Below are 24,321 nucleotides of genomic sequence, written 5' to 3' on the forward strand. Positions count from 1 at the left end.
AGTTCAATTATTGTGATAAAGGGCTTATATATAATGAAGTATTAAAATTGAATTTCTCGTTGGTTCTATCCATTGTTCCGGTCACGGTTATTTGTGCCTTTCTGCGGATATGAGACACCTTATCTATATTTTCTTCTTCTATTTCCAAGAGGATGACGCTCACATCCACATTTCGTAACCTCTTTTCATATTTTTCTATCGTTTTTATTAAGGAGTTTTTTACTCCTTCCTCCCAATCGCTAATTTTCACAAGTTGGTTGAACTCAAGGTCCCATATCATGGAACCAAAGTCTTCTCGGCCGATAACTTCCCCATGGTGAGAAAGAATCAGTAGCATGATGTGTTGGGCTATCGATTCCTGATAGGAACACCTTTGCAATTTCTTGGCAACAGCCGATTGCAATTGTAATGGCATTTTCAGGTAAGTCATACTATTCTTTTATTTTATTCTATTTCGCAAATATACTCTTTCCCTTGTTAGATGCCAATAAAATGCTCCTAAAAATTTGACGGTTTCAGAAATAATTCATATATTGCGCACGGTCACAAAACCAAAAGAGAGCTATAAAAAAAGTATGATATTAAAAAGTAAATTCTATGGCAATCTACAATTATGGAATTGGAGGCAACGAAGTAAAAGTCGATGCGAACGAATCCATCGCGGAAATCCCCTCCAACCGAACTTTGATAGTTCAAAAACTGACAGATGAAGCTCCTGCAGCTCCGGAAAGCGTGTATGGTTTGGAAACCATTGAAGATGTGTTCCAACGTTTTGAACCAACAGTTGACTTATGCCACGTGGATGCGGAAGGTAATGAAATCAAGGAAATCATGACATTCACCGGACTTGGAGACTTCGGAGCCAAGAAGATTAAAGAGAAGAGTGATTTCTTGAGTAAACTTGACATTGAGAAAGAGCAGGGTGTTAGAATAACTCGCCAGCTTACTTCCAACCGCGCTTTACAGAAAGCACTTGAAAATCCGGAAGTCAAAAATGCCATTATGGACGTGATTGAATCATCAATCGAGGAGATTCTGGCAAATCAAAAGAAAGTAGAACTTTAATCTTTTACTAAGATGAAGCAGGAAACTCAACAACAGACAGCCAGTACGACAACCTCACAGAAAGTCGTATCACAACAGGCGCAAAAGTCATCTGCATCGGCAATAGACAAACTCAAAGAATTTGGTGGCTTCGCTTTTCTTGAAAATATCATAGATGGGTATTCCAATCTTAATCCGGCACGAAAGGCCCGTCGCAACATCTTCCTCACGGATGAACAGTGGGAAAATGAACGTAAGGCCTTGGTTAATCGCTTAAGCGTATGGCTCAAACTCTTACGTGAGAATGACACTGCCGAACAAATGCGGGACAAGGCCAAAGAAACCGCAGAAAACGCCGAGAACCTTCTTAATCATAACTTGAAGAATGCTCTTGCCAGGACACGGGAACTTGAAAGCGCATATCGCACTATTGCGTTCTTTTATAAGAACACGGAAAGTGATAAGGTGAAGAATGTCACCATTGTCAATGCGACCATGGAGCAGCTTCAGGATTTGGACAATACCATTTTCGCTGACCACATTAGCAACGAACTCAAACAGAATTTTGACCGTCTTGACCTGCGTCGCAACTACTCCTTGCTTGTCGTTCCTGGATATATAGGCTCAAATGCCATTTTGGATAAGTGGTCTAAAATGGCATACGAGAACAAGGCTTTTCTTGTTACAGACTTCCAAGACCTTGAAACTCCGGACGATGTAGTAGATATATTCTTCAATGCCAATCATACGAGTGGAGATGTGTTCAAATCGAATACTATTATGACCTGTAACTGGTTGCTTGGTCGTCAAAGAGAGGAAAGCGTTGGAGAAGAAGAAAATCTTTATATCCCGCCATCTTCTTCACTTGCCGGAAAAATATACAGCACCTTAATGTCTCAGGTAGTAGCCGGAAAGAAATTTGGTGGACTTAATGAAGTAGAAAGTGTACGCTTCGACCTTCGCAAGAGCGAGATTTCCGAGCTTGAACGTATGGGTCTTGTGCCGATGGTGAACGAGTACAGCAAGGTTATGGCTTTCTCTGCCAAGACATTATTTAATGGAGATAATCTTGGCTTGCAGACCTACTCCGTAGTTCGTGTATTCGACTATATAACGAAGGTACTGATTGACTTCCTGAACCGTCGGGCATTTGAAAATTGGACTACTCGCACGGAAGCAGATCTACGTGGTCAGGTTGTGAAATTCCTCGATAGTGTAATGGGCCCGAACAAGCTCATCGAACGCTTCAAGGTTATGAAGATTGAACAAGACCCGAATCAGAAAGACCGTGTGCTTCTTGATATTCACATCACACCGTATTTCCCGGCAAAAAGCTTCGTGATACAGCTTGCCGGTCATAAAGGCGATAATCCGGAAGATGCTATTTGGGAAAGCGAATATCATCAAGAATAATATTAACTTCATTAAATCTGTAGATGGGAATGTTATATATTCCCATCTATATTTTATTTATTCACTTATGCCAGATTACCTTGAAAATATAAGCCAACAGGAATTAGGGCAAAGGATGTTGAATGACATGCCTTTAAAAGGATGTGTGACATTTGATAATCAACTATCAACAGTGTTGGAACTAACCCCTTTGGGAAGCTATGAAATAGAAAGTACAGGAATCGGAACCTTTGGAATGATTTCATTTTCTAATTCTGAACCTTTGTGGATTACAAATCCTAATACAATAAACCATCAAGAAGCAAATACCGCAGTATGGCGTGGATATGCATCAAATACAATCACCGCTGCTGGTTCTTTATCTTCTATAGCTGAGATTTATGGAAAACATTCAACAATTCGTTTCTCTAAATCGGGGCATTTTTCACCTAAACTCTATAATAGTGGCTGGAAAGGTGGAAGTCGAGCCAAAATTAAAACATACAAGGTTACATCGTTGGCAAAAAGTGCCAGTAAAAAGATCTTCTTTTTGGGGATAGCTGTTGATGCCTATGGGGTTGTCAGAGATGAAATAAGTCTTGCTAAAGGATTGGTGAATACCGCTGTTTCTGGAGTGGCATTGTGTATAGGTGGATGGGCGGGGTTAGCAATTGGTTTAGTCTATTGGGGATTAGATTCCATAGGTGCTTTTGACCGTCCTATTCAACATGGTACTTCTCAACAAGACCCATTTAAGCAACCGATTGATAATTTGAGAGTTGTTCTTCCTCATATAAGACCTCTTCCTCAGCAAGTAATTAAACAGCAATATACGCCTAAACAAACATTTATTGGTCCTGTCCCAGCTAAAAGGTATTGAGTATGTTAAAAGAAATAATATATTGGACATCTTATTTTTTCGAAAAGAATAATCGTTTAAAAAAAGGTGGTTGGCATTGGTCTGATTCTATAATGTTTGTTTCCTTATGCCTATTTCTTAATATATTATCTATTATATATATAGTAGAATACTATACTCATTTTAAAATTCTAAAGTATATACCTATAACTACGAAGTGGGAATTGACCTCTTGGGTATGGGCGATATTAATTCTGCTCCCATTTATTATATACATATATGTCAGGTATTATAAACCTCCTAAATTCTCAAACCTTAAATTGATTTATGAGTCCAAGTCAAACACTCGTTTAATTCTTGGACGTTTATTCTATGTTTGTTATTGTTTGATAACATGGATTGGTTTTTTTATAATTGTAGGTTGTTTTAAGCATTAATCTCTTCCGTCCTGCCGGGATCCGGTTGGCCTTTTAGCTTTATAGCCTGGCATCTGCCTTTTTTATCCTCCTTTCCCCTTTTATCGTCTCCCTTTATATTGTCTTTTCAATCCTTTTATATCCTTACAGTCAGCCCTGCCTTCCGGCTTGTTGTTCCGCGAAAGTAGCGGGTAACAGTTGTACCTTGCAAATCCTCACGGTCTGCGGTGGCCGACGGAAATATTCCTTCTCCGGGAGAAGCGTATTTCTGTCACCAGATTTGTCCCGTTGCCGTTATCACTTTCATGGTGCGGAAAAATAAACCCGGCGAACGGACGTTTTTGCCTGTAAGACCGGCATACGGCAAATGGCATACAGGTCTGCTATATGCAGTGCGCCCGTCTTTTGGGCCAAGCAAGGATGCAGGCCTACTTGCCGCAGGCGACACAAGAAAGCCTGCCGTTTGTCCTTGCCGGAACGTCTGTCGTCCATACTTTTCTAACCGTCTGCGCCGTCCCCCTTATCTCCTTATACAGCTTCGCCCCACACCTTCAGCGGAGCGTCACAAGGCTTGTCCGCAAGAGACATTCACTCGCCCTATGGCAGCGGAGCTGCTATGAGGCGACTGAGTGACTCTTTATGCGGAGGTCCGAACATGTAAAGACCAAACGACTCGGTCTCAAACTGTCAAGGCTTCGCTTTGACAGATCTGGGACTGAGCCGTCCGGTCACTTCATCGGGAAGTTTGGACCGGCAAGCCGCAGACGCTCCACTGCCCGCCCGTTCCTCTTATATTGTAGTGCCCTGTTTTATCATTTGCCAACATTTATACGAGAAAGCGTTCTCTGTCGTCACCCGGCTCTGTGGAAGTCATATTTTCCGCAAAGTAAACCGCCCGTTACCTGATGCCAAACCGCCATTGATGTTGGAGCAGAAAATCTTCCTCTGACATGTCAGAGCGTATTTCATGCCCCAGGTTTGTCTCAGCGGTAATCTTCGAGCGGCAGTGCCGGCTGAAAATATCCCTCCACAGGCTGAACGGCCTTCAAGAAGAGGGAAACAAAATGACAGCATCATGGCAAAGACGATAGACATTGAACTCCAAAAGCAGTTGGACAAACCGCAGACATGGTTCTGCAAGTATTTTCCTGTACGCATACGGAACGTAGGCGAGCGCGAGAAGGCAGACCGCCAATTAGTGTTTGACTTCAAGGACGGACGGGCATACGAAGAAGTAGCCCGACGCACGGCAGCCGCCATGACCGAACGCTATGGGGCATCGTGTGCCGACATCGTGTTCTCTCCCGTACCGGCATCCACCCGAGAGAAAAACGAGATACGTTACAAGGCTTTTTGTCAAAGAGTGTGCGAGCTGGCCGGAGCTATCAACGGATATGAGCATGTCTCAGTGAGCGGAGAGCGGTTGAGCATCCACGAGAACCGCAAGGCAGAAAAGGAAATCCGGAAGGTGAACATCGTTGAATTTGACTCGGCTTTCTTCAATGGGAAGTCGGTGGTGGTCTTCGATGATGTAATTTCCAAAGGATTAAGTTATGCCACCTACGCCCATCAGCTTGAAAGCCTCGGTGCGAATGTGCTCGGTGGATTATTCCTTGCAAGAACCCATTATAAAGTGAACTGATATGATAGAATTCAAGAATGACAAGGCAGTGTCCGTGTGCTTCAGCGGACACCGCAACATTCCGTTACTTTACCGCAAACGGCTGAAGCAGTTGTTGATAAAAGAGATAACCAAGGCATATGCAGATGGCTACCGACTTTTCTACCATGGGGCGGCACTGGGGTTTGACCAGTTGGCAGCAGAAGCCGCCATTTCGTTGAAAGCAGAGTTGCCGGACTTGCAGGTCATTGCGGTTGTGCCGTATCGGGGACAGGCCGAGCGGTGGAGCGATGCGATGAAAGCCGGGTATGAAGCCGTACTAAGCAGTTCGGATGAAGTAATCATCCTCAGTGAACATTACTTTCAGGGCTGTTTTCTCAGGCGCAACGACTACATGGTATGCCACTGCTCGCGCCTTATCTCCTGGTATGACGGGAAACCCAAAGGCGGTACGTTCTACACTTGTCGCAAAGCCACGGCTGGCGGACTTCAAGTCTCCAATCTCTACAGCCATTCAAGCGGATGACAGACAAACGGTCTGCAGTCCGCTCCGTTCGGTTGGTCTGGCCATAGGGTAAGAGCGGCTATGCTGTTCTATATGCGTACCGACCAGCCGGCACGCTCTCCTTTTTACCACCGGGTTCTCCGTTTCCCGGGTTTACGCTTCCGTTTTCTATGAAATCAAGACCAGCATTATTACTGCAACAAAACACACGGAAAGGAATCCTCTACAGAGAGTAGAATGATAATGGTCGGTTATTGGGATAACGCCCCTCCAATCAGGCTGGTGAGATATTCCCACCATACCGACATCCTGACTATGAACATCGGCGGCATAGAGAACGTCTTACCATAGAAAATGGCGGCCGCTACCTTGCCGCCGTGCCTTTCTATTTCCTCCTTGTAGTCGGCCACACTCTGCCCAGTCGTCAGCACATCGTCTATGATAATGATTTCTTTTCCCTTTATATCACCGGTAATCTCGTAATTCCGTTCAAGGACACGGCCTTCTCCGCTGTTGGCTTCATGCAGGCTCTCCCGGGCATCGCAAATCACGGTATCGTACAGTCCTGATGTCAGATCCGGCCTGTGCTTGCCCATATACCAGTCCAGTCGTTTGAACCGCTGTCCGTACTTTATCCAGTTGCTGCATGGCATGAACATGATATGATAAGGCTTGCCGTCTGCCTGTATGGCGGTCATACATGCCTTGAAGAACTCGATGCCGTGTATTTCTCCCTGCTTGAACCGGTAGATGGAACGGCAGAATGTCCGTTGTGCTTCGTTGAGAAAATCATTGTACCGGGACGGATAGTAATAGCCGTAAAATGCAATCCGGATTCCACGGAACTTGAACGGCTTGAGCGGCCGCCTGTCATCAAACCGTTCAGGATACATACAGCAGAACATACGGCAGGCGTCTCTATGTCCGGCCATCACCGCCATACGGCAATAGCGTTCCCTTTCGTCTTCCCGGCTGGCGTTCCGTGCGGCTGCATACGCCGCTTCCCCGGCTTTCCGCCACCAGAAGGCGATGATATGCAGCAGTCCTATAATCAGACAGAACAGGATCAAAAACAGCAGCTTCGGTTCCATTAAGGTTTAGGCAATGGACAAACGTATTTCACATTCAGTCTTTCCAGATGCTCTCGGTCTTCCAATCTTCCGGAAATCCCATAGCCCGGACATCAATAGAAGGATAACGGCTTAAAAGTGCCTTGAACCTCGAAACAAACGTATGGTTGGGATTGATTGTGTTCAGCAGGTATATAATCATGCTCAATATAAAATAGACCTGCGGTGTCCCGTTAGCTGGCAATTTGATGAAAGTATTTCGTGGAGAGCGTGGCATCAATGGACGGATGCTTAAAGTTTTATTCCACAAGCGGCTGTGGTGAGCGCAGATATTACGCACATACACGACACTATGCAGCCACGATGCGAAAACCTTATCCGCCAGCCCGAAATATGCAGCTATGGAACGCTTGATTTTTCCAGGCAACAGATTTTCGTACAATATGGAAAGTGTTCCGAATGAGGTTATTTCCATTGTTATCCAGCTTGGCGGGAAATGGTTGGAATATTTCGACTTGAACGCTTTGATGAACTCTTCATCGCTGCGGCTGTATTCTTCGTCAATCTTTGACAGCAACTTTGCATGGCGGACAGGGTTTGAGAAAAGCGAGGAATCTTCAAACCAATACGCATCATGCTGTGAAGACAGGATATATGCTGTCTGTGTACGGACTGCAATCTCTATCTTTTCAATCTCTGCGATAATCAGTTTGCGGAGCTCACTGTCAAACTTATAGATGTTATAGGCCGTTTCAAATGTACTGCCCGGTTTGAAAATATGCTGTCGTTTGTCCGCCAGTAGAGGATACCAATAGCCGCTCAAACGATAATAACTGATATTCTGCAATAGGTGCAGGGCTTTGGGTTCATTCCCGAAAACCATTCCTCTTTGTTTGAGCAGATTTATCTGATCTGTAAAGGATATGAGATGCTTGGGATAAGGTATCTTATTTGTTGCCATGGGTATATAAAATAAAAAGCTTACCCTGAGCGCGCTGTTCTTACGGGAAGCGGGGTAAGCATGTTGCTGCAAATATAATACATTTTTTCTGTCCGGCAAAACATTCATCAGCTTTTCTCTTCCCTTTCTATGCTTTTCACATGTCCATCCCTTATATCTCATTCACAGAGCTGTTTTATCCTATGTCCCATTATTCAGCCGTGCGACCTCGGTAGAGTTATTTTGCTGCGAAAATACCCGTCCGTCACAATCCTGACAATGCCGGCAGACCGCCGCAGGGGTGAGCCGGAAAAATCTTCCTCTCCGTTGACAGCGGTGAGCGTATTTTTCCGCTCAGCCTTATCCGGTTGTTCCTTGCCGACCTTCGGAGCAGAAAAATAATCCCGACGGTCGTGACAGTCCGAACAGAGGGAAAAGTAAGACAGCAGACAATGTTGAACACTTGAAAATTGAAGTGATGAAAGAAGAAATCAGACAGGACGGCAGGACAATACTGTCAAGCAAAGACGGATTCAGCATCCGTAAGTTTTTCAATAATCTGAGCGAAAAGAGCTTTTCCGGAAAGGAGTACCGGGACTATGTCAGAAACAGCTTTTGGCGAAATGGGAGTCAGGACGGGCACACTCCCTGAACTCAGAACAGCACTCAGGGACAAAAGTCAAATTTCGTGAGGATAACTTATAAACGGGAGCCCGAAGCGGCTCCAAATAAAATAAAAGAATGAACAACTAAAAAAATACTGGTATGGACACAACAACAGCAACAATGCATCCGGCAGAAGAATATCTCCGTAACGAACAGAATCCACCGGTCTTGTATGTAAAAATTTTCGGGGAACGCAGGAAATTATTTATCAACCGTGGCAGGGAGAACATCGTCGGTATTATTGCGAAAGGCAAACGCAAACATGGCTACATCTTTTCAGACTGGAGCCACATCGAAAAAATCTATTATCCGCCACAGGAAAAGGAAGACGAAAAGGATGTGGACAGGAAAATGATTCTCAAATATCAGAAGCTCGCACGCCTTGCCACGCATACCAACGACTGGCTCCGCAAGATTACAGCAGCAGACCTTGAGAAGACCCTGTACGAAAACCGCATCACCACAGGAACGGCTATTGACGGAAAGTGCATCCGACTCTCCACGATTGAGAAGTATTGCGGAAGCTGGAGCATGCAGCGGTTCCGCCAGGCCATGAAGAATAAGGAGAAATTCTCAACGCTTCGTTTCGACTTTTGCGGTTATGACGGTACGCTTTGGTGCGAACCGCGTGAAAACGGCGACATGGCTGCCGGATTCAGCAAGGAGTACCGGAATTGTGGCAACGGCTATTACTATCTGCTTATCAATGACGATTTCATGATTGGTTACGATATTGACTGATAATCTACAGACAGACCTTACCGGGGCCTGGTAGGGTCTGTTCCGGCTTCGGTCTGCCGACGCAAAGTCCCTTTTTATCGACGGCATTGCCATGCACCGTTCCTTTTTACCTCAGATTTCCCTTTTCTATCCATCACTCTTGTAGCAGCTCTTCCGTTCTCCGCCGTGCGACCTCGGGGAATTGGATTTTTCAGCAAAGGTAACCGCCGGTTTCCATTCCTGCCAATGCCGGCATTCTGCCCGTGTGGTCTCGGAAAAATCTTCCTCTTCGGCTGTCGAGCGTATTTTTCCTTACCGGCCATGGCGGATGTCCACCGCCACCTTTCAAGGCCGAAAAATAATCCCTGCGGCCGCAAATGGGCCGAAAGAAGGGAATAAAAACAAAGTCAGTTTAGGTAATGGCAGGATTAACCACCTTGCCGTAAAACAATTTCAGTTATGTTATACGTTCATACTATCGGTCGTATCGGCAAAGATTGCCAGGTTGTCACAGGAACACACGGTTCATTCATCGCATTTGATATTGCCGTGGACGATTACGCACACGGAAACAGCATTACCACATGGGTAAGGGTTCGAAGCAAGAAAGAAAACCATATCCGGCTGTCAGAATATCTCACCAAGGGACGGCTGCTGCTGGTTGAAGGGACACTCTCCACTTCACTTTGGAAAGACAAGGAAGACAACCCGCAAATCCAGATTTCCATTTCGGCAGATGTCTTGAAGTTCATCAGTGCCGGCAAGCGTGAAGGCACGGCATCAGAAACCGCAAGTCCGGCTGTAGCTGCAGATGAAGTCCCGACACCTCCCGATTCTCCGCAGGACAGTCATGAAGATTTGCCGTTCTGATAGAAAGAATATCAGATTGACAATCAAATAATACTAAATGTAGTATTTACTAAACGTAGTAAAATAGGGTATTAGAAAATAGTCGTTTACTAAAATTAGTAGATACTACATTACTACTATCGTTCATCCACCAGGGATTCATACAGTTCGAACATTTTTTCTCTATCATTGCAGAATCCGTCGGGGATAATTTGAAAATTTCCGCTGTCTATCCGGGCATTGACTTGTGGAGCGGTTATGACTTTTCCTTTGTAAAGAAAACCTATCTGTTTGCCGATTGCTCTTTCAGTCGCGTTAGCCCATGCTTTAGCCTTGCCGGACTTTATTTTGCCGGCAATTATGTACGTCATGACGTTTGCACTGTTCAAGGCAGAATCTATTCGCAGGACTTCAAAGTCAACCGTGGTAACAATGGGTGATGAATCAAAAGTCAGCGTCTTGCCGTCTGTTATATGATACCATCCGTTTTTAATTTGTTTCTCGGAACAGCTTGCAAACAGCACAGACAATAGAGTTGCTGCCCACACAGGAAGCAGCTTGACTTTAGTCAGAAACGAAATTTCACTTTTTACTTTTATAAGTTTTAAAAATTAGATGTAGTTATATGGATGTAATCAGAATAATAGTATAAATGACCGAAACGATGCCGATGGCTAGGAAAATGACAGACCATTTCAGAAAATTCCATGAAAAGGATTTTATTCCATGGATAACGCAAATGAGCGAACATAAAGTGATGCCGACAGGAATGGCAAAGAATCCGATTGTCAGAATCAAGACCAGCATGATGACAGCAACGGTGCTCAAAACGATATTCTGTCTTGAAATTTCCTTCATATGATTTATTGTTTGAAATGATGTATACGCAGTGCTTCAAATGCCCAGTTCCTTCAGAACTTCTTCGTTGGCAGTAGCAAAAAGTCCCTTGCAGCGTTTCAATTCGGCTTTGGCCTTCTCCAGCAGTCTCATTTTTTCATTAAGGTCAAACAGAGTACAATGGTATTGTTTGTCACGATCATTATACTTGTTCTGCCATTTCATTATTTCGTAGACAAAGGCCACATGTTTTTTGTGGTATTCATCCAACTGTTGCTTATACTCCTTTATATGCTCTTTCAGCTTAGCTATGTCGGCTTCGGCTTTTTGCAGGGCCTCCGGATCCGGCAGGTGCGCCTGCCTTTGCTTTTGTTTACGCAGAAATTCACTCATCAGCTCACAGAGCTGTATCAGCTGTGCGCGTTCCTCTTCCACATCCGAAGAGCCGGCAAGAGTCGGTTCACACGTTTCATTATAAATGTCAATGTCGTTCTTTTCCAGAAATCGCCAGGTGGTCGCCACCTAGTTTTCAACAGGCTGTCCGGCTTCGAGGCAGTAAGCTTTTATCTTTTCAAGTACATCTTCCGGTACGGGGATTTTGCTCGTTTCCATATGCGTTATCTTTTACACTACAGTTGGATTACACAAAAATAAAGAAAAATAGGAATTCGATTCTAACAGATTGATTGATTTTTCGTTAAATCATCTTAGAAAGCAGAGAACCGGAAATAATTCTCGGACATGCCGGCTATGTTTTATGCTTTGGTCTGTTGGTCTGTACACCTGCACCGGGCAGGCATACAGACCGGTGTATTTCCCGTTTTTACACCCTTATTTCTTCTTGTTGTTTTTCAACAAGGTCTTGATGGTGGTAATCAGCTCTTCTCCGCGCAGGTTCAACGCTTCAATTTTCCCTTCGGGATTGATCAGTACGGTGTAAGGTACGGCAGTCAGGTTATATCTGCGTGCTACCGGACCATACCAGACCTGGAAGTCGCACGCCTGCGGCCAAGTCATCTTCAGGTCTTTCACCGCCTTCTTCCAAGGCTCCGGCTTCTGGTCCAGCGAGATACCGATGATTTCTAAGTTCTTGCCCTTGCATTCCTTGTAGAGCTTTACCACATTCGGCATTTCGTTGCGGCACGGTCCACACCACGATGCCCAGAAGTCGAGCAGGATGTATTTACCGATAAAGTTCTTCAGTTCGATGTCCTCTCCGTCCATGCCTTTGATGGAGAACTCCGGTGCCTCTATACCTACCCTAAATTCCTTGTTGGCGATGATTTCGTCCAGTTCCTTAGTGTACGGATGGTCGTTCAGCTTTTCGTTCAGCTGTCCGCGCAGTTCCTTCAGTTCGTTCAATGACAGTTCGTTCGTCATCTCAAACAGCATGATGAACGGGGCGAAAGCTTGGTCGTTGTAGAATCTCACCATGTTTTTCTCCATATTCAGTTTCTTGGTGTTCTGTTCCTAGGTGCGGAATTTGAACAGGCTGTCCTCCACGGCCAAATTACCACGTCCGTAGCGCATATAGTGAGTGTTGGAAGCCAGCAGCATGCTGTCTATCCAGTTGTCTGCAACTGGTGAAGCCTCCACAGGTTGTTGTTGATGGTTCCTTTGGTCGACGAACCCAAGAAATAATCGGCACGCATGTTCATGTTGATCTGACCCCCTTCCAGAAAGATGGGTGCCAGCTGCTCGTCATGACTCTGGATGAAATAGATGACCGATTGTTCAGGTACGGAATCTCCCTTGAATTGGAAACGTCCGTCTATCACCTCGCAACTGTCCACTTTTGTCTGTGGCCCGTGCATGCCATCTTCCTTTACCAGATATACCTTGCCGGTATATTTCCCGGTTATCAGGCCGTTGATTTCATAACCTTTCATCGGTTGTTCCTTTTCCTGGGTGTTTTCAGTTTGCCCGAACAGGAATCCGGACATGAGCAAGCCTACGCTCTGTGTAATCCATTTTTTCATGTTACTCGTTTTTTTGACGTTAATGATTCTATGATTGATTGTTATGTTTGGCAATCAGACTGGATAATCAGCATGACAAAGCATCTGTCTTCTTTTTCCTATTTGTTGATACCTGACTCGCCTTTCCATACCGCATCATTGTTAATACGCACCAGTATGCAAAAGGTGGGGGTGGCTTCTGGAATAACTACCTTATTTTTTCCAGCAGCTCATCTTGTCCGACGATTTTTCAGACTGAAAAAAACGTTCTATCTGGCAACTGATGACTTCGGTACACCTGTCAGATAAGAATTTTTGAAGAGTTATCTCATACCATTTACTATACATAGTAGCTACTACATTTAGTAGATGAGTAAAATAGTATATTAGTATCGTAGTATATACTAACATACTATATTACTAAAGTGATATTTTATAGTAAAATAGTATGCACTAAATTTAGTATTTACTAAATAAAGTACTATCTTTGTATATGATTTAAAGACAATGCTTTATGGCAAAAATTATAGTGATATTGAACCACAAGGGCGGGGTTGGAAAGACAACCACCACCATCAATCTTGCTGCCGCTTTAGGGCAGAAGAAAAAGCGTGTACTGGCTATTGATATGGACGGTCAGGCTAACTTGACAGAGTCGTGCGGACTTTCCATCGAGGAGGAACAGACGGTGTACGGAGCGATGAAAGGCGAATATCCTTTGCCGCTTGTAGAGCTGGAGAACGGGCTTGCCGTGGTGCCGTCCTGCCTGGACCTGTCGGCGGCAGAGTCCGAACTGATCAACGAGCCGGGACGGGAACTGATTCTGAAAGGACTGATTGCCAAATTGCTCGAAAGCCGGAAATTCGACTACATCCTGATTGACTGTCCGCCTTCCTTGGGGCTGTTGACGCTCAATGCACTGACGGCTGCGGATTATCTGATTATTCCGGTGCAGGCACAGTTTTTGGCTATGCGCGGAATGGCCAAGATTACCAGTGTGATTGAAATTGTCAAGGAACGGTTGAATCCCAACCTGAAGATAGGCGGCATTCTCATCACTCAGTATGACAAACGCAAGACGCTCAACAAGAGCGTGGCTGAAATCATCAACGATTCTTTCTGCGACAAGGTATTCGGAACCGTCATCCGGGACAATGTGGCACTGGCCGAAGCACCGATTAAGGGAGAGAATATCTTCGAGTACAACAAGAACTGCAACGGAGCCAAGGACTACATGGAGCTGGCTAAAGAAGTATTGAAACTAAAATAAACAGATATGGGCAAAAGCGATTTATTGAAAGACGGCATGAAGACCGGACTGGACGGATTGCTGTCATCCACGAAGAAATCTCCGCAAAAGGAGAAGCCGGTACCGGTTAAGAAGGAAAAGGAGCCGGCAGTACATTGTAATTTCGTCATTGACAAGAGCATTCACACACGCATGAAATACCTCGCTATCGAGAAAAACATGTCGTTGAGAGACATTGTGAACGAGGCGATGAAGGAGTATCTGGCAAAGCATGGAAAGTGAGGGTTTTCCTCACTTTCTCCTGCTTCCGTATTTTCGTATGTCCGGACTGAACAGCCCGGCATTGTTACATGTCTGCCATGGACAGCCCCTTGTATGAGAGGGCATACCCCTTGAACTCTCCGGTAGCGCGTAAAAATGCAGCTGCCTTCGTCTCCAGCACTTCCAGGTCGATGTTCTCGGCCTTGCGCTTCACTTCAAAGAAGGTGGCGGTTTCCTCCAGTTCGTTTTCCGCCACGATGTCAATCTCGTTTTCACCCTTGCGGTCCCACCAGCTTCCGATGCGGGTAAAGGCCTGCTTTTCTATCAGCACACGCTTGAAATAGCGTTCAAGCATCAAGCCGCTGAAGGTCTCATAGTCCCGGTTCACGATCGTTTTCACGCTTCCATAGTTCTCTATCTCCAGCATGTAGCTGTATTTGTAGATGAAGCGGAACCAGAATGTGAAGAAGTTGTCCTCTATCGTATAGCGGACGTTCTTGGTAGAACTCTTTTCGAAGAGGGGCTGCTTCTTGGCGATGACCTCGTATTCATTTTCCAGTTTGGTCAGGTAGCCGCCGATTTCCTTGCCGATGACGTTCTCGATTTCTGAACGGGATGTCTTTCCCCGAGCAATGGCAGACAGGATCGAGAAATAGATGCCATAATCCTTACCGAACTCTTCTATCAGGATGGCTTTTCCTTCCCCCAGGAAGATGGAATCGGCTTTTATGATGTGGTCGAGCATGGCTGCCTTGGTAGTAGCTCCTGCATCCACCAGCAGTTGTACATACTTGGCCACGCCTCCCGTGAAAGCGTACAGAGCCAGCAAGTCTTCCGGTGTATAGGCGGGATTATATTCCGCCAGAATTTCCTTCAGGACGCTGGGTGTAAACGGCCGGACGGTCATGAAGCGCGACTGACGGTTATACAGCGGCTCTTTCTTGTCCTTGAATATCTTGGTCATCATGGAGTATATCGAACCGCAGACTATCAGGTTTATACGGGACTTCTGGCTATAGAGGTCCCAGATGCGCTGCATGTCGCTGAACACCGATTTGTTTACACGGAAAAACTCCTGGAACTCGTCGATGAAGAGCGTGATGGGGCGTTCTGCCGAGAGCTTCATCAGGTATTCGAACACATCGGTAAAGCGTTCCGGGCGTCCCATGGTTGGAACCCCCAACTTGTTCTCTATCTCCAGCCGGTAATCCTCGCATAGGTCTCCTTCGGCTTTTCGGGCGACAAAGAAATACAGCATCGGCTCATCCTCGTAGGCCTTCCGTACGAGCATGGTCTTTCCGATACGGCGTCTGCCGGTCACGACCGTAAATTGGGCGTTCTCCCGCGCCTGTCTGCCTATCTCCTGCAGAGAGGCTATTTCCTCTTTTCTATCAAAAAATCTCATATCCTTGTCTATTTTAAGTCGGCGTTCCGAAACGGTCATTTCCGAAACAGCGGTTTCTTTACTACAAAAGTAGCGATATTTTCTGAATAACACATACTTCGGTCGGATATATTTATGGCAAAGTCCTGAACTGACAGAATTTTCCAGCCAATATGCCTTTTTACCTCGCCTTGCCCTGCGCTCCGTCTGTCCGGCTGTACCGCATATCCTTCCTTTACAGTTTCTCCGTTTTTACTGTCCGCCTTCCGGCGTATCATCTCCCTTCTACCTTATCTTGAATGTTGCTTCTCCGGCACATTTCTGTCCTCGCCGGTTGGTTTTCCAGTGCAAAGGTGGACTGTCGCGCTGGATTCCGTCACTTTGAAGTGCATTTCCTGTAAAATTCTTCCTTTCTGCGAAAGCGTAATTTTCCGGAAAAAGTGTCGGAAGCAGCTGGGCCGCCAGTCCTTGAAAGGCACCTGTAAATCCCAAGGCGGTTCAGACAGGAAACTGGACCGAACGGAGGGAAACAAAAAAATCAAGTTCAAACTAAATTTTGTGATTATGGAAACAACAGCAGCAGTTCAATCAATGGAGAAAAACATCACGATGGTGGCATTGGCAAACGTACAGCCGAGTAACTACAACCCACGCAAGAACTTTGACGAGGAAAGCCTGTCGGAACTTGCCGAAAGCATCCGTCAGCAGGGTGTCCTGCAACCTGTCGGAGTGCGTCCGGTGGCAGAAGACCGCTTTGAGATTGTGTTCGGAGAACGCCGATACCGAGCCTCCCTCATGGCAGGACTGGAAGAAATTCCGGCTATTGTTATGGAAATATCGGACGAGACAGCCGAGGAAATGGCGGTGACGGAAAACCTGCAACGCAAGGATGTTACCCCGATTGAGGAAGCCAATGCTTACCAAAGGCTCATAGACAGCGGTCGCTATGATGTACAGGCTTTGGTGATGCAGTTCGGCAAGAACGAGAAGTATATCCGCACACGCTTGAAATTCGTCTCCTTGATACCCGAAATAGCCCGGCTTCTGGAGCAGGACGAAATCACTATCAGCGTAGCGAGCGAAATCTGCCGTTATGGGGAAGAGATTCAGCGAGAGGTGTACGAGAAGCATCTGTGTGAAAGCGTACAGCAGTACAACAGTTGGCGAGGGATGAAAGCCACCGAGGTGGCACGCAGCATTGAACGGCAATACACCACCGACTTGCAGCGGTACGCATTCGACAAGACCCTCTGTCTGTCATGCCCCCACAACACCAACAACATGATGCTGTTCTGTGAGGGTGGTTGCGGAAATTGCGCCAACCGCACCTGTCTTGCTGAAATGAATGCAACCTATCTCACAGAGAAAGCCGTGCGACTAATGGAAGAACGCCACGAGGTTGCCCTCTGCCAGGAAAATTTCAACGGCAACGAGGATGTGATGGAACGACTGACCGCCATGGGCTATGAGGTGGAGCGTCTCAATGGCTATGCAAAGCCCTATCCCGAGCTGTCCACAGCACCCCGGAAAGAGGATTACGAGACAGACGAAGCATACGAGGAAGCCTGCAAGGACTACGAGCAGGAAGTGGACGACTACGTAAAGGAATGCGAGGAAATCCGAACCCGAAGCGAGGCAGGCGAAATCACCCTTTACTTCCGCATTGAGAGCAAGGACATCGTACTATGCTATGTAAGAAATGCGGTGCATTCATCCACAGGCTATAATGGTACAACGCAGCAGACGCTCTCACCGGTGGAGAAATTGGAGAAGCAGGATAAGCGCAACAAGGAGATTGCCCTTGAAAAGACCGTAGAGGACACCAAGAAGCAGATTCAGGAGGTGGATATGTCGGAACGCAAGTTCGGGCAGGACGAGGACAAGATGATTTATTTCTTCCTGCTTTCTTCCCTCCGCAGGGAACACTTTGCAGAGGTCGGCATCGAGTGTGAAGAGACCTACCATTACCTCACGGACAAGGAGAAGATGAACATCATCGAGAACCTTACAGCCAAGCAGAAAGCCGTCATCCGCAGGGATTATCTGATTGCCAATTTCAAGAACGCATCGGGCAGCAATGCCACGGCAAGCCTCTTGCTTGACTTTGCAGAGAAGCACATGCCCGAAGCACTGGCGGAAATCAAGAATGGACACAACGAGGTGTACGAGAAACGCCATCAGCGCATCGAGGAAAAGAAAGCTGTCCTGCTCGTGCAGGAACAGGCAAGGCAGGAAGCGGAGCCGTCCGATGAACCACAGCCCGAAGCGGAAGCGACTGCCGGCAAAGAGACAAAGGAAGAGATTGCAGCTTGATACCATAATCACTCTTGGGCGGAGGAGCGGAGGAATCCGCCCTCTGTCTTTTCATGGAATTGCCCTATATAATAAGGAACAGGGATTCACAGCCAACCGCTTGGCAGGATTGCCGGGCGGCGCGTCTGCCGACATGTGCCGTCATCCGCGCAAACTCCCTTTTCTATCCCTTTCTAATTGCCTCCCGATTCCCCGCCGCCACCCGTTACCTGTTCTATCTTCTGTTTCCCTCTTTTCTATTTATCTCTTGTCTGTTTCAGTCCATACCTGTCTTCACCGGTTGGTTTTTCCAGTCGCAAAGGTGGACTGCCGCGCTGGATTCCGTCACTTTGAAGTGCATTTCCTGCAAAATTCTTCCTTTCTGCGAAAGCGTAATTTTCCGGAAAAAGCGTCGGAAGCAGCTGGTTCGCCAGTCCTTGAAAAGCATCTGTAAATCCCAAGGCGGTTCCGACAGCATATAGAACCGAACGGAGGGAAGAAAAAAACAACTCATTAAATTTTATGAACATGGAAAATATCAGAGAAAGCAAGGAGTACAAGCTCGCCAAAGACTGGGAAATGGCGGTAAACAGTTTCAGTTTCAATCCCAAGCGGTTTGCCGCCGCTATTCCCGATATGCACCCCACACTGCAGCAGAGCCTTTATCGGCTGGTCAAGGAATGTATTGTGGTGATGGCAGACGAGACACGCCATTACGATGAACGCAACTGTGCTTCGCATGAAGAAGCCAAGTGCATCATGGAGTATCTCAAGAACAACGGCAAACATATCCCATTAAAATGAACAGGCGTATGAAAACACAGAAAGTACAGTTTGACGGCAAGGCTTATGATTGCCGTGTAGTGGAATCCAACGAAGGTGAAGAACTGCTCATCGGCTCGACACTCTTGCTTGATGCCCTGCAACTGGGTAGCTTTGAAGACAAGAACGAAGGCTTTGCCAGCGAGGAAGCCGGAAGAATCTATGACGGAATCTTTTTCTTTACCAATGCGTCAACCCTTCAGCTCAGCGACGAGAAACTGATAGCCGAGTTGAAGAAGGACAACCCGGATTGGTTCGAGTAAAACACATCAATAATCATTTTAATATACTGCAGTTATGGAAAAAGAATATGTATTGCAAATTGCACAGACCATCAAGGAACAGCTGGTAGGAATGACCCCGGCACCGGTAATCATGTCATGGGGCATCACGGAGTTTGCTGCCACCATCTACAGGGACTTGCCTGCACTGCGCATCAAACTGAACGGACGGCTCCATACCGGATACGTCATGATTGTACTCAACGGCTCGGATTACTACGAGGTGTATCTGCTCAGCGGCTCCGCCACGGAGTGTGTCAGCAAGGAAGTTTGCTTCGATGAGTTGGGCAATGTCATTGACCGCGCTGTCGAGAGCGGCACCGACCAAGCCGAATACGAGGAGTTTTGCAGGCAACAGCTCGGCAAGCTATTGAGTGGACAGACTGCCTGACATGGCAGCAATAACTCTTTGCACCGCCCATACATCCGTACTGGCGGTGTTTTTGTGTGCGCCCGGTTTTGTCGAAGGCAAAACATCCCTTTTTATTACGTATGGATAATCCCTGTAACCAATCCGCTTTTCTATTGATACTGGTTAGATTCCCGGTATTATTTCCAACCGATTGGGATAATCGCCCTCTTTCATCCAGGCCAAGAGTCCTTTGAAATGGCAGAAAGCGGTTGGTTTTGTCTCGGAATAATACATTCTTTGTGTAAGACATGCTAATGAATCCTCATTGCCAACATAATAAAGAGGTCGGGCATTTTCGCTGTCCGACCTCGCCTTATTATTGAGGCAGCACAATCATTTTGAATTACATGTGCTCCATATCCTCCCTCACCGCCACATACATCTGGTTGCGGCTCGTAGGATTGTCTGGCTCCGTCATCGCCAACGCCCCTGCACCAATCATCGGATTGATATAGACCTCCATAAGATTTTCCCTGTTTTTCAATCCCAAATGCTGTAAAATATCGAATAACGACTTTGGCTCAACACAGAACTCCAAGATTTGCTCCCTCCGCAATACTTGTTTATTGTACTTTCTTGCAGAGGATTCTTGTCGGGTTTTCTTGTCGGGTTTTCTTATCGGTTTTTCTTGCCGGGTTCCGTACCAAACTGCATGGTCAGCACCACATACTCCGGTCGTGTTTCTTCCGAAACGGTAGGAGGCCGTTATACGGTTTACATCCTTTCCCATGTGAAAATAATTTGTTTCTGAATGCAAAGACAGTGCTTATTGCTGATATACTTGTTTGAGAATGTCGGAATTATTGAAAGCACCTGATTCCCTTTCATTTGCCCGATCTGTGAATCCGATTTCTCTAAATATAGAACCTGATTTCTTATTTGTGCATTCAGACTCCGGACAAACTAACTCTATAGTTTTTTGAGCATTCCTTCGTTCGTATTGGGATTTATGGTTATTTTTGTAACTCAATCAATAATATGACGATAATGGCAAAGACATACCAAAGGACTAAATTACAAGAAGTCACCATCAGAGGCTACAAATCCATAGCCTATGACAAACCTGTGACCTTGAAACTGGGTGATGTCAGCATCTTGCTGGGTGCTAACGGCGCAGGCAAGAGCAATATCATCAGTTTTTTCCGGATGCTGAGCTACATGATGAGTAAGTCATTCGGGAGATATGTGGAAATATCGGGCACATCTCATGCCTTGCTGCATTACGGCATTAAACGGACACCGGTTATGTCCGGAGAACTGAAGTTTGCCGACAGCAACTCCATGGATATTTATGGCTTTTCATTGGCCAATGCCACTCCTGACAGGCTGATCATCACCGAAGAGCGAATTACCTGGCACCGCACAGGGAAGAAAAGACCCTACGAGATAGCACTGGAACCGAATTTCAAGGAATCGGCTCTCGCAGAGTGTGAGGACCCGGTTGCCAAGACAATTTTCCAGATGCTTTCCTATTGCAAGGTATATCAGTTTCACGATTCATCGACAGAGGGCCCGCTGCGTCAGGCTTGTCCCGTCGAGACGGCCAACTATCTCCAGTCACACGGAAACAATCTGCCTTCTTTCCTGCTGTTCCTGCGGGAGAATTATAAGGATGCCTACAACCGGATTGTTGACTATGTCCGTGATGTCGTTCCCCAGTTCCAGGACTTCTATCTGGAGCCGACAGGGGGCATCATTTCGCTTCGGTGGGTAGATAATTCTGCCACGGACTACCGTTTCAATGCCTACCAGTTCTCCGACGGTTCTATCCGCTTCATAGCCTTGGCTGCCCTGCTTCTGCAGCCTGCCCAGACAATGCCCAATGTCATCATTCTGGATGAACCGGAACTTGGCTTGCATCCCTATGCCATCAGCCAGCTGGCAGAAATGATTAAGGATGCGTCCATACACGCACAGGTCATTATTGCCACGCAGAGCAAGGATTTGGTCGATCATTTCGACATCGGCGATATTTCTGTGGTGGAAATGAACAAGGAAACGCAGGCCACCTCTGTCACTCATCTTGACGACAAAGAATATCATCTTTGGCTTCAGAACTATACGGTGAGTGAACTTTGGGACAAAAACATCATAGGAGGACGTCCCGTATGAAAGCAAAGATTATTCATGTCCTTTGTGAGGGACAGACGGAACAGGGATTTGTGGAGGAAGTGCTGCGTCCCTACCTGCAAGCACAAGGTGTGGCAGGTGTGAAAAGCATCCTGATTACCACCAACAAGAAAAAGAATGCCCGCGGTGGAATGCTGAGTTATGCCCATGCGGTGACAGACCTGGAACTGTTGCGGAGAATGAAGATGGACGGTGAATACGAACGTCATGTTTTCACAACGATGTTCGACCTCTACGCATTGCCGGATGATTTTCCCGGTTATGAAGCAGCGAAAGCAATCGGTGAGCCCTATGCCCGTGTCGCTGCGTTGGAAACGGCATTTGCTGAAGCAATCAATGATGGACGTTTCATTCCCTATATCCAGCTGCATGAATTTGAAGCTCTCTTGTTCTGCGGTATCGACTATCTGGCAAAGCGTTACCCCGGTTGTGAGAAACGCTGCGAACAGCTGAAGAAAGACCTGGAGAAAACCGGCAACCCCGAGCTGATAAACAACAGTCCGGAAACAGCTCCGAGCAAGCGTATTATCAAGGCAATAGAAGGTGACAAAAAACAGCATTACAACTACAACAAACCGGCTACCGGCAAGGATGTCACCAAGAGCATCGGCATGGATGAACTTCGTGCCCGTTGCAGTCACTTCAATGAATGGATAGAGAAGCTGATTGAGTGCTGATTGACACAAATGACTATGTAGAAGAATGTAGAACGTATTGTTGCTTCACAATAGAATTGTCTTTTCACGGCTCTCATAGTTCTTTTTCCGATTCATGAAGGCAGTAATGCCATTAAAACAATATATAAAATAGTCGCTCATAAAATGAATTTAAAATTCTATCCTTGAGCGACTGTTTCACTATTAAACAATTCAAAATCTGCTTTTATTCTATAGATGAAAGGATAAACCGATTTTGGGAATGACCGTAATAATAATACTTTATGCCTGTACACCTCAAACGGTGTTTTCAAAGGTGGCATTATTTTCCGTTCCAAGAACAAATCAAGTCGGTTTTATTTCGATATAATACTTTTTTATAGGATTGAACAACAAAATCAGCTCTGTGGGAATATGTGTTATAAAAAACACCTGCAATAACTCCGAAGTCATTGGCAGGCGTTTTACTTTTTATCCCTCATTTCAGAATCCGACATTTATCGGGCGTTACGCTTGTTCTGTACATCTTTTATCATCTCCTTCACGTCTTGCCCCACCTGTACGAAATTCTTGTACAGGATGCGTTCGCGTTCCTCTCTCGACTTGAACGTGTAGAACTTGGGCAGCGGTACATACGCTGCTTCCTCTTTCTTTATCTCATTCATGTCAAAATCCGTCTTGCAGAAGAACTTCGTGGTCTTGAACTCTTCCGATTCCTGGATGTTCATCGAACCTCCGGCACCGGTTTTCGTCTTTACGAAGTCGCGTGCCGTCTGACCGCATATCCAGCCGGTGGCCATGTCCGAAATCTTCGAGGCAGGCACCAGGCTGTCCATGTTTTCGTTGAGATTGATGCTCGTCTTGTCCCGGTCGATGGTCACGCCCTTTTTGATCTGCACCACCTTGCCGAAGATGTCGTTCGACAGCCATTCCAGTGTCTCTTTCGCGCGGGCCGAGCCGCTCACCACATTGCCCACCGTTGTGATGATTTTCTGCATACCTACCTTGCCATAGTCGGCCTCCAGCTGCGGCAGTTCCTGAAAGCCGAGCGTCACGCTCACCTTGTTGCTTCGGGCCGTACCGATCAGGCGGTCTATCTTGTGGAAGTACAAGGTCGGCAACTCGTCCACGATGATGCTCACGGGGATATTCTTGCCCTGCCCGGTATTCACTCGTGTAACCAGTCGGTTCAATATCAACGCATTCAACGCACCGATAATACTCTCCATTTCGGGGTCGTTTGCTATCAGCAGATAGCTTGGATTCTTCGGATCGCTCACTTTCAGGTCGAAGTCATCCCCGTCACGGTGGAATATCCAGTAGCTTTCCTTGGTTGCCAGTCGCGAGGTATAGACACGCAGCGTACCGATCATACCCTCCAGCTGCTCCATCGCCTTGTTCTTGAAGGCCGTCTGAAACGGACCGAGCAGCGGAGCTACCTCATTGTCTGTTTCCAGTACCTCGAAGATGGTCTGGTAGCTTTCGTTCAGGAACGACAGGATATGCGGCATGTCCGAGTATTTTCCCAACCAGTAGGCAGGTTCTACGATGTTGCCACCCTCCTTGTCACGCACGATACCTGTCGGTTTCCAGAATTTCGTCTGCGGGTCCTGCCGTCTCTCCGCATACAGCAGAGTGCCGTCGGCCGCATACGGTTCTTTCTCATAGTTCACGAAGAAGTAGATGCAGGCGGCAAGAAAGTTCACGGCCGAGGTCTGGAAGAACTGGTCGCTTCCGCCGCCACCCTCTTTCTTTCCCTTCTGCAGGGACTCCAGCAGCGTTTCCGCTGTTTCACTGGCAGCGGCGAGGTTGTTGATGTACTTGGCCTGGATTGGATTCACCCGGCGGCTGTACTCTACGTCAACAAAATTTATCATATTGAACTTGCATCCCTTGGGCACTTTACCCAGTTTCTCGTTCTTCTTGTAGTGGTAGTACAGCTTGGTCGCCAATGTCG

Annotated in this window: 32 protein-coding genes and 1 pseudogene; 18 read left to right on the forward strand and 15 right to left on the reverse strand. The window is 46.5% G+C overall.

The genetic code is table 11. The features are described 5' to 3' along the window. Nucleotides 1-7: 7 nt before the first annotated feature. A complete protein-coding gene (locus WKT20_RS10860) occupies nucleotides 8-430 on the reverse strand; it encodes a GPW/gp25 family protein (RefSeq protein ID WP_149919039.1) in 423 nt (140 codons plus the stop codon). A gap of 167 nt (nucleotides 431-597) precedes the next feature. Here WKT20_RS10860 and WKT20_RS10865 point away from each other — a divergent pair, with 167 nt between their 5' ends. The 7 genes from WKT20_RS10865 (at nucleotide 598) to WKT20_RS10895 (ending at nucleotide 5,858) form a co-directional block, all read left to right on the forward strand. Then, on the forward strand, nucleotides 598-1,065 hold the full coding sequence (locus WKT20_RS10865) for a hypothetical protein (RefSeq protein ID WP_004310151.1): 468 nt from the start codon (nucleotides 598-600) through the stop codon (nucleotides 1,063-1,065). A gap of 12 nt (nucleotides 1,066-1,077) precedes the next feature. Beyond that, on the forward strand, nucleotides 1,078-2,457 hold the full coding sequence (locus WKT20_RS10870; protein ID WP_340417355.1) for a DUF5458 family protein: 1,380 nt from the start codon (nucleotides 1,078-1,080) through the stop codon (nucleotides 2,455-2,457). Continuing rightward, nucleotides 2,423-3,316: a hypothetical protein gene (locus tag WKT20_RS10875; protein ID WP_340417356.1), complete on the forward strand. Its 894-nt coding sequence runs from the start codon at nucleotides 2,423-2,425 to the stop codon at nucleotides 3,314-3,316. Before WKT20_RS10870 ends, WKT20_RS10875 begins: the two co-directional genes overlap by 35 nt. Before the next feature lie 622 nt (nucleotides 3,317-3,938). Then, a complete protein-coding gene (locus tag WKT20_RS10880; RefSeq protein WP_340417357.1) occupies nucleotides 3,939-4,331 on the forward strand; it encodes a hypothetical protein in 393 nt (130 codons plus the stop codon). 80 nt (nucleotides 4,332-4,411) lie between these two features. Then, nucleotides 4,412-4,660: a hypothetical protein gene (locus tag WKT20_RS10885; protein ID WP_340417358.1), complete on the forward strand. Its 249-nt coding sequence runs from the start codon at nucleotides 4,412-4,414 to the stop codon at nucleotides 4,658-4,660. A 126-nt stretch (nucleotides 4,661-4,786) separates the two neighbouring features. Further along, nucleotides 4,787-5,353: a ribonucleotide-diphosphate reductase subunit alpha gene (locus tag WKT20_RS10890; RefSeq protein ID WP_340417359.1), complete on the forward strand. Its 567-nt coding sequence runs from the start codon at nucleotides 4,787-4,789 to the stop codon at nucleotides 5,351-5,353. 1 nt (nucleotide 5,354) lies between these two features. Further along, nucleotides 5,355-5,858: an SLOG family protein gene (locus WKT20_RS10895; protein WP_149919046.1), complete on the forward strand. Its 504-nt coding sequence runs from the start codon at nucleotides 5,355-5,357 to the stop codon at nucleotides 5,856-5,858. Between the two features lie 230 nt (nucleotides 5,859-6,088). Here WKT20_RS10895 and WKT20_RS10900 read toward each other — a convergent pair whose 3' ends face one another. Together WKT20_RS10900 and WKT20_RS10905 are read right to left on the reverse strand one after the other, a co-directional pair. Then, nucleotides 6,089-6,928 carry a phosphoribosyltransferase gene (locus WKT20_RS10900; RefSeq protein ID WP_340417360.1) on the reverse strand — a complete coding sequence of 280 codons (840 nt, stop codon included), beginning with the start codon at nucleotides 6,926-6,928 and terminating at the stop codon, nucleotides 6,089-6,091. Nucleotides 6,929-6,962: 34 nt separating this feature from the next. Further along, nucleotides 6,963-7,868 carry an Abi family protein gene (locus WKT20_RS10905; RefSeq protein WP_340417361.1) on the reverse strand — a complete coding sequence of 302 codons (906 nt, stop codon included), beginning with the start codon at nucleotides 7,866-7,868 and terminating at the stop codon, nucleotides 6,963-6,965. Nucleotides 7,869-8,325: 457 nt separating this feature from the next. Between WKT20_RS10905 and WKT20_RS10910 the strand changes: the two are divergent. The 3 genes and pseudogenes from WKT20_RS10910 to WKT20_RS10920 all read left to right on the forward strand — a co-directional run bounded on the left by WKT20_RS10910 (nucleotide 8,326) and on the right by WKT20_RS10920 (nucleotide 10,103). After that, nucleotides 8,326-8,539 (forward strand): annotated as a pseudogene (locus WKT20_RS10910) (DUF7688 family protein). Between the two features lie 73 nt (nucleotides 8,540-8,612). Beyond that, entirely contained in the window at nucleotides 8,613-9,254 is a 642-nt protein-coding gene (locus WKT20_RS10915) for a hypothetical protein (protein ID WP_340417362.1), read from the forward strand. A 438-nt stretch (nucleotides 9,255-9,692) separates the two neighbouring features. Then, nucleotides 9,693-10,103: a single-stranded DNA-binding protein gene (locus WKT20_RS10920; RefSeq protein ID WP_007901141.1), complete on the forward strand. Its 411-nt coding sequence runs from the start codon at nucleotides 9,693-9,695 to the stop codon at nucleotides 10,101-10,103. A gap of 116 nt (nucleotides 10,104-10,219) precedes the next feature. Here WKT20_RS10920 and WKT20_RS10925 read toward each other — a convergent pair whose 3' ends face one another. The 6 genes from WKT20_RS10925 to WKT20_RS10950 form a co-directional block, all read right to left on the reverse strand. Next, complete coding sequence (locus tag WKT20_RS10925) at nucleotides 10,220-10,630, reverse strand: SecDF P1 head subdomain-containing protein (protein ID WP_340417363.1); 411 nt, start codon at nucleotides 10,628-10,630, stop codon at nucleotides 10,220-10,222. A gap of 73 nt (nucleotides 10,631-10,703) precedes the next feature. Then, a complete protein-coding gene (locus WKT20_RS10930) occupies nucleotides 10,704-10,940 on the reverse strand; it encodes a hypothetical protein (RefSeq protein ID WP_149919053.1) in 237 nt (78 codons plus the stop codon). Between the two features lie 36 nt (nucleotides 10,941-10,976). Continuing rightward, nucleotides 10,977-11,441: a hypothetical protein gene (locus WKT20_RS10935; protein WP_272708791.1), complete on the reverse strand. Its 465-nt coding sequence runs from the start codon at nucleotides 11,439-11,441 to the stop codon at nucleotides 10,977-10,979. A 309-nt stretch (nucleotides 11,442-11,750) separates the two neighbouring features. Next, complete coding sequence (locus tag WKT20_RS10940) at nucleotides 11,751-12,365, reverse strand: TlpA family protein disulfide reductase (RefSeq protein WP_340417364.1); 615 nt, start codon at nucleotides 12,363-12,365, stop codon at nucleotides 11,751-11,753. 24 nt (nucleotides 12,366-12,389) lie between these two features. Beyond that, nucleotides 12,390-12,515, reverse strand: a complete 126-nt coding sequence (locus WKT20_RS10945) for a hypothetical protein (protein ID WP_007901135.1) — start codon at nucleotides 12,513-12,515, stop codon at nucleotides 12,390-12,392. Continuing rightward, nucleotides 12,482-12,898 carry a DUF4369 domain-containing protein gene (locus tag WKT20_RS10950; protein ID WP_340417365.1) on the reverse strand — a complete coding sequence of 139 codons (417 nt, stop codon included), beginning with the start codon at nucleotides 12,896-12,898 and terminating at the stop codon, nucleotides 12,482-12,484. Before WKT20_RS10950 ends, WKT20_RS10945 begins: the two co-directional genes overlap by 34 nt. A gap of 493 nt (nucleotides 12,899-13,391) precedes the next feature. Here WKT20_RS10950 and WKT20_RS10955 point away from each other — a divergent pair, with 493 nt between their 5' ends. Together WKT20_RS10955 and WKT20_RS10960 are read left to right on the forward strand one after the other, a co-directional pair. Continuing rightward, the gene (locus WKT20_RS10955) at nucleotides 13,392-14,147 is read left to right on the forward strand and encodes a ParA family protein (protein ID WP_340417366.1); all 756 of its coding nucleotides are present in this window, start codon (nucleotides 13,392-13,394) and stop codon (nucleotides 14,145-14,147) included. A gap of 6 nt (nucleotides 14,148-14,153) precedes the next feature. After that, nucleotides 14,154-14,408, forward strand: a complete 255-nt coding sequence (locus WKT20_RS10960; protein WP_007901127.1) for a hypothetical protein — start codon at nucleotides 14,154-14,156, stop codon at nucleotides 14,406-14,408. Between the two features lie 64 nt (nucleotides 14,409-14,472). Here the strand turns inward: WKT20_RS10960 and WKT20_RS10965 are convergent, their stop codons facing one another. From WKT20_RS10965 to WKT20_RS10975, 3 genes are read right to left on the reverse strand one after another with little or no spacing between them, the layout of a single operon-like run. Further along, on the reverse strand, nucleotides 14,473-15,792 hold the full coding sequence (locus tag WKT20_RS10965; RefSeq protein WP_272708789.1) for an ATP-binding protein: 1,320 nt from the start codon (nucleotides 15,790-15,792) through the stop codon (nucleotides 14,473-14,475). A gap of 35 nt (nucleotides 15,793-15,827) precedes the next feature. Further along, entirely contained in the window at nucleotides 15,828-16,049 is a 222-nt protein-coding gene (locus WKT20_RS10970; protein ID WP_227559751.1) for a hypothetical protein, read from the reverse strand. Nucleotides 16,050-16,056: 7 nt separating this feature from the next. Next, nucleotides 16,057-16,263 (reverse strand): hypothetical protein, encoded by a 207-nt coding sequence (locus WKT20_RS10975; RefSeq protein WP_304222393.1) that lies wholly within the window; start codon nucleotides 16,261-16,263, stop codon nucleotides 16,057-16,059. Nucleotides 16,264-16,335: 72 nt separating this feature from the next. On the opposite strand from WKT20_RS10975, the gene WKT20_RS10980 reads away from it, so the two are divergent. Beyond that, nucleotides 16,336-18,084 (forward strand): ParB/RepB/Spo0J family partition protein, encoded by a 1,749-nt coding sequence (locus WKT20_RS10980; protein ID WP_340417367.1) that lies wholly within the window; start codon nucleotides 16,336-16,338, stop codon nucleotides 18,082-18,084. A 256-nt stretch (nucleotides 18,085-18,340) separates the two neighbouring features. Here the strand turns inward: WKT20_RS10980 and WKT20_RS10985 are convergent, their stop codons facing one another. Then, complete coding sequence (locus WKT20_RS10985) at nucleotides 18,341-18,577, reverse strand: hypothetical protein (protein ID WP_227980238.1); 237 nt, start codon at nucleotides 18,575-18,577, stop codon at nucleotides 18,341-18,343. Nucleotides 18,578-18,591: 14 nt separating this feature from the next. On the opposite strand from WKT20_RS10985, the gene WKT20_RS10990 reads away from it, so the two are divergent. From WKT20_RS10990 to WKT20_RS11000, 3 genes are read left to right on the forward strand one after another with little or no spacing between them, the layout of a single operon-like run. Next, the gene (locus WKT20_RS10990) at nucleotides 18,592-18,867 is read left to right on the forward strand and encodes a hypothetical protein (protein WP_040596705.1); all 276 of its coding nucleotides are present in this window, start codon (nucleotides 18,592-18,594) and stop codon (nucleotides 18,865-18,867) included. 8 nt (nucleotides 18,868-18,875) lie between these two features. After that, nucleotides 18,876-19,148 (forward strand): hypothetical protein, encoded by a 273-nt coding sequence (locus WKT20_RS10995; RefSeq protein WP_340417368.1) that lies wholly within the window; start codon nucleotides 18,876-18,878, stop codon nucleotides 19,146-19,148. Between the two features lie 34 nt (nucleotides 19,149-19,182). Further along, nucleotides 19,183-19,557 carry a hypothetical protein gene (locus WKT20_RS11000; protein ID WP_227559756.1) on the forward strand — a complete coding sequence of 125 codons (375 nt, stop codon included), beginning with the start codon at nucleotides 19,183-19,185 and terminating at the stop codon, nucleotides 19,555-19,557. Between the two features lie 364 nt (nucleotides 19,558-19,921). On the opposite strand, the gene WKT20_RS11005 is transcribed toward WKT20_RS11000, so the two are convergent. Beyond that, nucleotides 19,922-20,308: a Fic family protein gene (locus WKT20_RS11005; protein WP_259031663.1), complete on the reverse strand. Its 387-nt coding sequence runs from the start codon at nucleotides 20,306-20,308 to the stop codon at nucleotides 19,922-19,924. A 257-nt stretch (nucleotides 20,309-20,565) separates the two neighbouring features. Here WKT20_RS11005 and WKT20_RS11010 point away from each other — a divergent pair, with 257 nt between their 5' ends. Next, nucleotides 20,566-21,690, forward strand: a complete 1,125-nt coding sequence (locus tag WKT20_RS11010) for an AAA family ATPase (RefSeq protein WP_191857957.1) — start codon at nucleotides 20,566-20,568, stop codon at nucleotides 21,688-21,690. After that, entirely contained in the window at nucleotides 21,687-22,385 is a 699-nt protein-coding gene (locus WKT20_RS11015) for a DUF4276 family protein (RefSeq protein ID WP_340417369.1), read from the forward strand. The genes WKT20_RS11010 and WKT20_RS11015 overlap by 4 nt, the downstream gene beginning before the upstream one ends. 476 nt (nucleotides 22,386-22,861) lie before the next feature. Here the strand turns inward: WKT20_RS11015 and WKT20_RS11020 are convergent. Beyond that, a partial coding sequence (locus WKT20_RS11020; protein WP_340417370.1) for a type IV secretory system conjugative DNA transfer family protein occupies nucleotides 22,862-24,321 on the reverse strand: 1,460 nt, incomplete at its 5' end.

It is taken from the genome of Phocaeicola sp. ICN-14070, from assembly GCF_037892625.1.
Classification (GTDB): domain Bacteria; phylum Bacteroidota; class Bacteroidia; order Bacteroidales; family Bacteroidaceae; genus Phocaeicola; species Phocaeicola plebeius.

Excerpts from the sequence above, each read along its gene's own strand:
- WKT20_RS10860 (WP_149919039.1), bottom strand. The coding sequence starts at position 430 with ATGACTTACCTGAAAATGCCATTACAATTGCAATCGGCTGTTGCCAAG.
- WKT20_RS10865 (WP_004310151.1), top strand. The coding sequence starts at position 598 with ATGGCAATCTACAATTATGGAATTGGAGGCAACGAAGTAAAAGTCGAT.
- WKT20_RS10870 (WP_340417355.1), top strand. The coding sequence starts at position 1,078 with ATGAAGCAGGAAACTCAACAACAGACAGCCAGTACGACAACCTCACAG.
- WKT20_RS10875 (WP_340417356.1), top strand. The coding sequence starts at position 2,423 with ATGCTATTTGGGAAAGCGAATATCATCAAGAATAATATTAACTTCATT.
- WKT20_RS10890 (WP_340417359.1), top strand. The coding sequence starts at position 4,787 with ATGGCAAAGACGATAGACATTGAACTCCAAAAGCAGTTGGACAAACCG.
- WKT20_RS10895 (WP_149919046.1), top strand. The coding sequence starts at position 5,355 with ATGATAGAATTCAAGAATGACAAGGCAGTGTCCGTGTGCTTCAGCGGA.
- WKT20_RS10900 (WP_340417360.1), bottom strand. The coding sequence starts at position 6,928 with ATGGAACCGAAGCTGCTGTTTTTGATCCTGTTCTGTCTGATTATAGGA.
- WKT20_RS10905 (WP_340417361.1), bottom strand. The coding sequence starts at position 7,868 with ATGGCAACAAATAAGATACCTTATCCCAAGCATCTCATATCCTTTACA.
- WKT20_RS10915 (WP_340417362.1), top strand. The coding sequence starts at position 8,613 with ATGGACACAACAACAGCAACAATGCATCCGGCAGAAGAATATCTCCGT.
- WKT20_RS10920 (WP_007901141.1), top strand. The coding sequence starts at position 9,693 with ATGTTATACGTTCATACTATCGGTCGTATCGGCAAAGATTGCCAGGTT.
- WKT20_RS10930 (WP_149919053.1), bottom strand. The coding sequence starts at position 10,940 with ATGAAGGAAATTTCAAGACAGAATATCGTTTTGAGCACCGTTGCTGTC.
- WKT20_RS10940 (WP_340417364.1), bottom strand. The coding sequence starts at position 12,365 with ATGGAGAAAAACATGGTGAGATTCTACAACGACCAAGCTTTCGCCCCG.
- WKT20_RS10950 (WP_340417365.1), bottom strand. The coding sequence starts at position 12,898 with ATGAAAAAATGGATTACACAGAGCGTAGGCTTGCTCATGTCCGGATTC.
- WKT20_RS10955 (WP_340417366.1), top strand. The coding sequence starts at position 13,392 with ATGGCAAAAATTATAGTGATATTGAACCACAAGGGCGGGGTTGGAAAG.
- WKT20_RS10960 (WP_007901127.1), top strand. The coding sequence starts at position 14,154 with ATGGGCAAAAGCGATTTATTGAAAGACGGCATGAAGACCGGACTGGAC.
- WKT20_RS10965 (WP_272708789.1), bottom strand. The coding sequence starts at position 15,792 with ATGAGATTTTTTGATAGAAAAGAGGAAATAGCCTCTCTGCAGGAGATA.
- WKT20_RS10970 (WP_227559751.1), bottom strand. The coding sequence starts at position 16,049 with ATGATACGCCGGAAGGCGGACAGTAAAAACGGAGAAACTGTAAAGGAA.
- WKT20_RS10980 (WP_340417367.1), top strand. The coding sequence starts at position 16,336 with ATGGAAACAACAGCAGCAGTTCAATCAATGGAGAAAAACATCACGATG.
- WKT20_RS10985 (WP_227980238.1), bottom strand. The coding sequence starts at position 18,577 with ATGAGTTGTTTTTTTCTTCCCTCCGTTCGGTTCTATATGCTGTCGGAA.
- WKT20_RS10990 (WP_040596705.1), top strand. The coding sequence starts at position 18,592 with ATGGAAAATATCAGAGAAAGCAAGGAGTACAAGCTCGCCAAAGACTGG.
- WKT20_RS10995 (WP_340417368.1), top strand. The coding sequence starts at position 18,876 with ATGAAAACACAGAAAGTACAGTTTGACGGCAAGGCTTATGATTGCCGT.
- WKT20_RS11000 (WP_227559756.1), top strand. The coding sequence starts at position 19,183 with ATGGAAAAAGAATATGTATTGCAAATTGCACAGACCATCAAGGAACAG.
- WKT20_RS11005 (WP_259031663.1), bottom strand. The coding sequence starts at position 20,308 with ATGGGAAAGGATGTAAACCGTATAACGGCCTCCTACCGTTTCGGAAGA.
- WKT20_RS11010 (WP_191857957.1), top strand. The coding sequence starts at position 20,566 with ATGGCAAAGACATACCAAAGGACTAAATTACAAGAAGTCACCATCAGA.
- WKT20_RS11015 (WP_340417369.1), top strand. The coding sequence starts at position 21,687 with ATGAAAGCAAAGATTATTCATGTCCTTTGTGAGGGACAGACGGAACAG.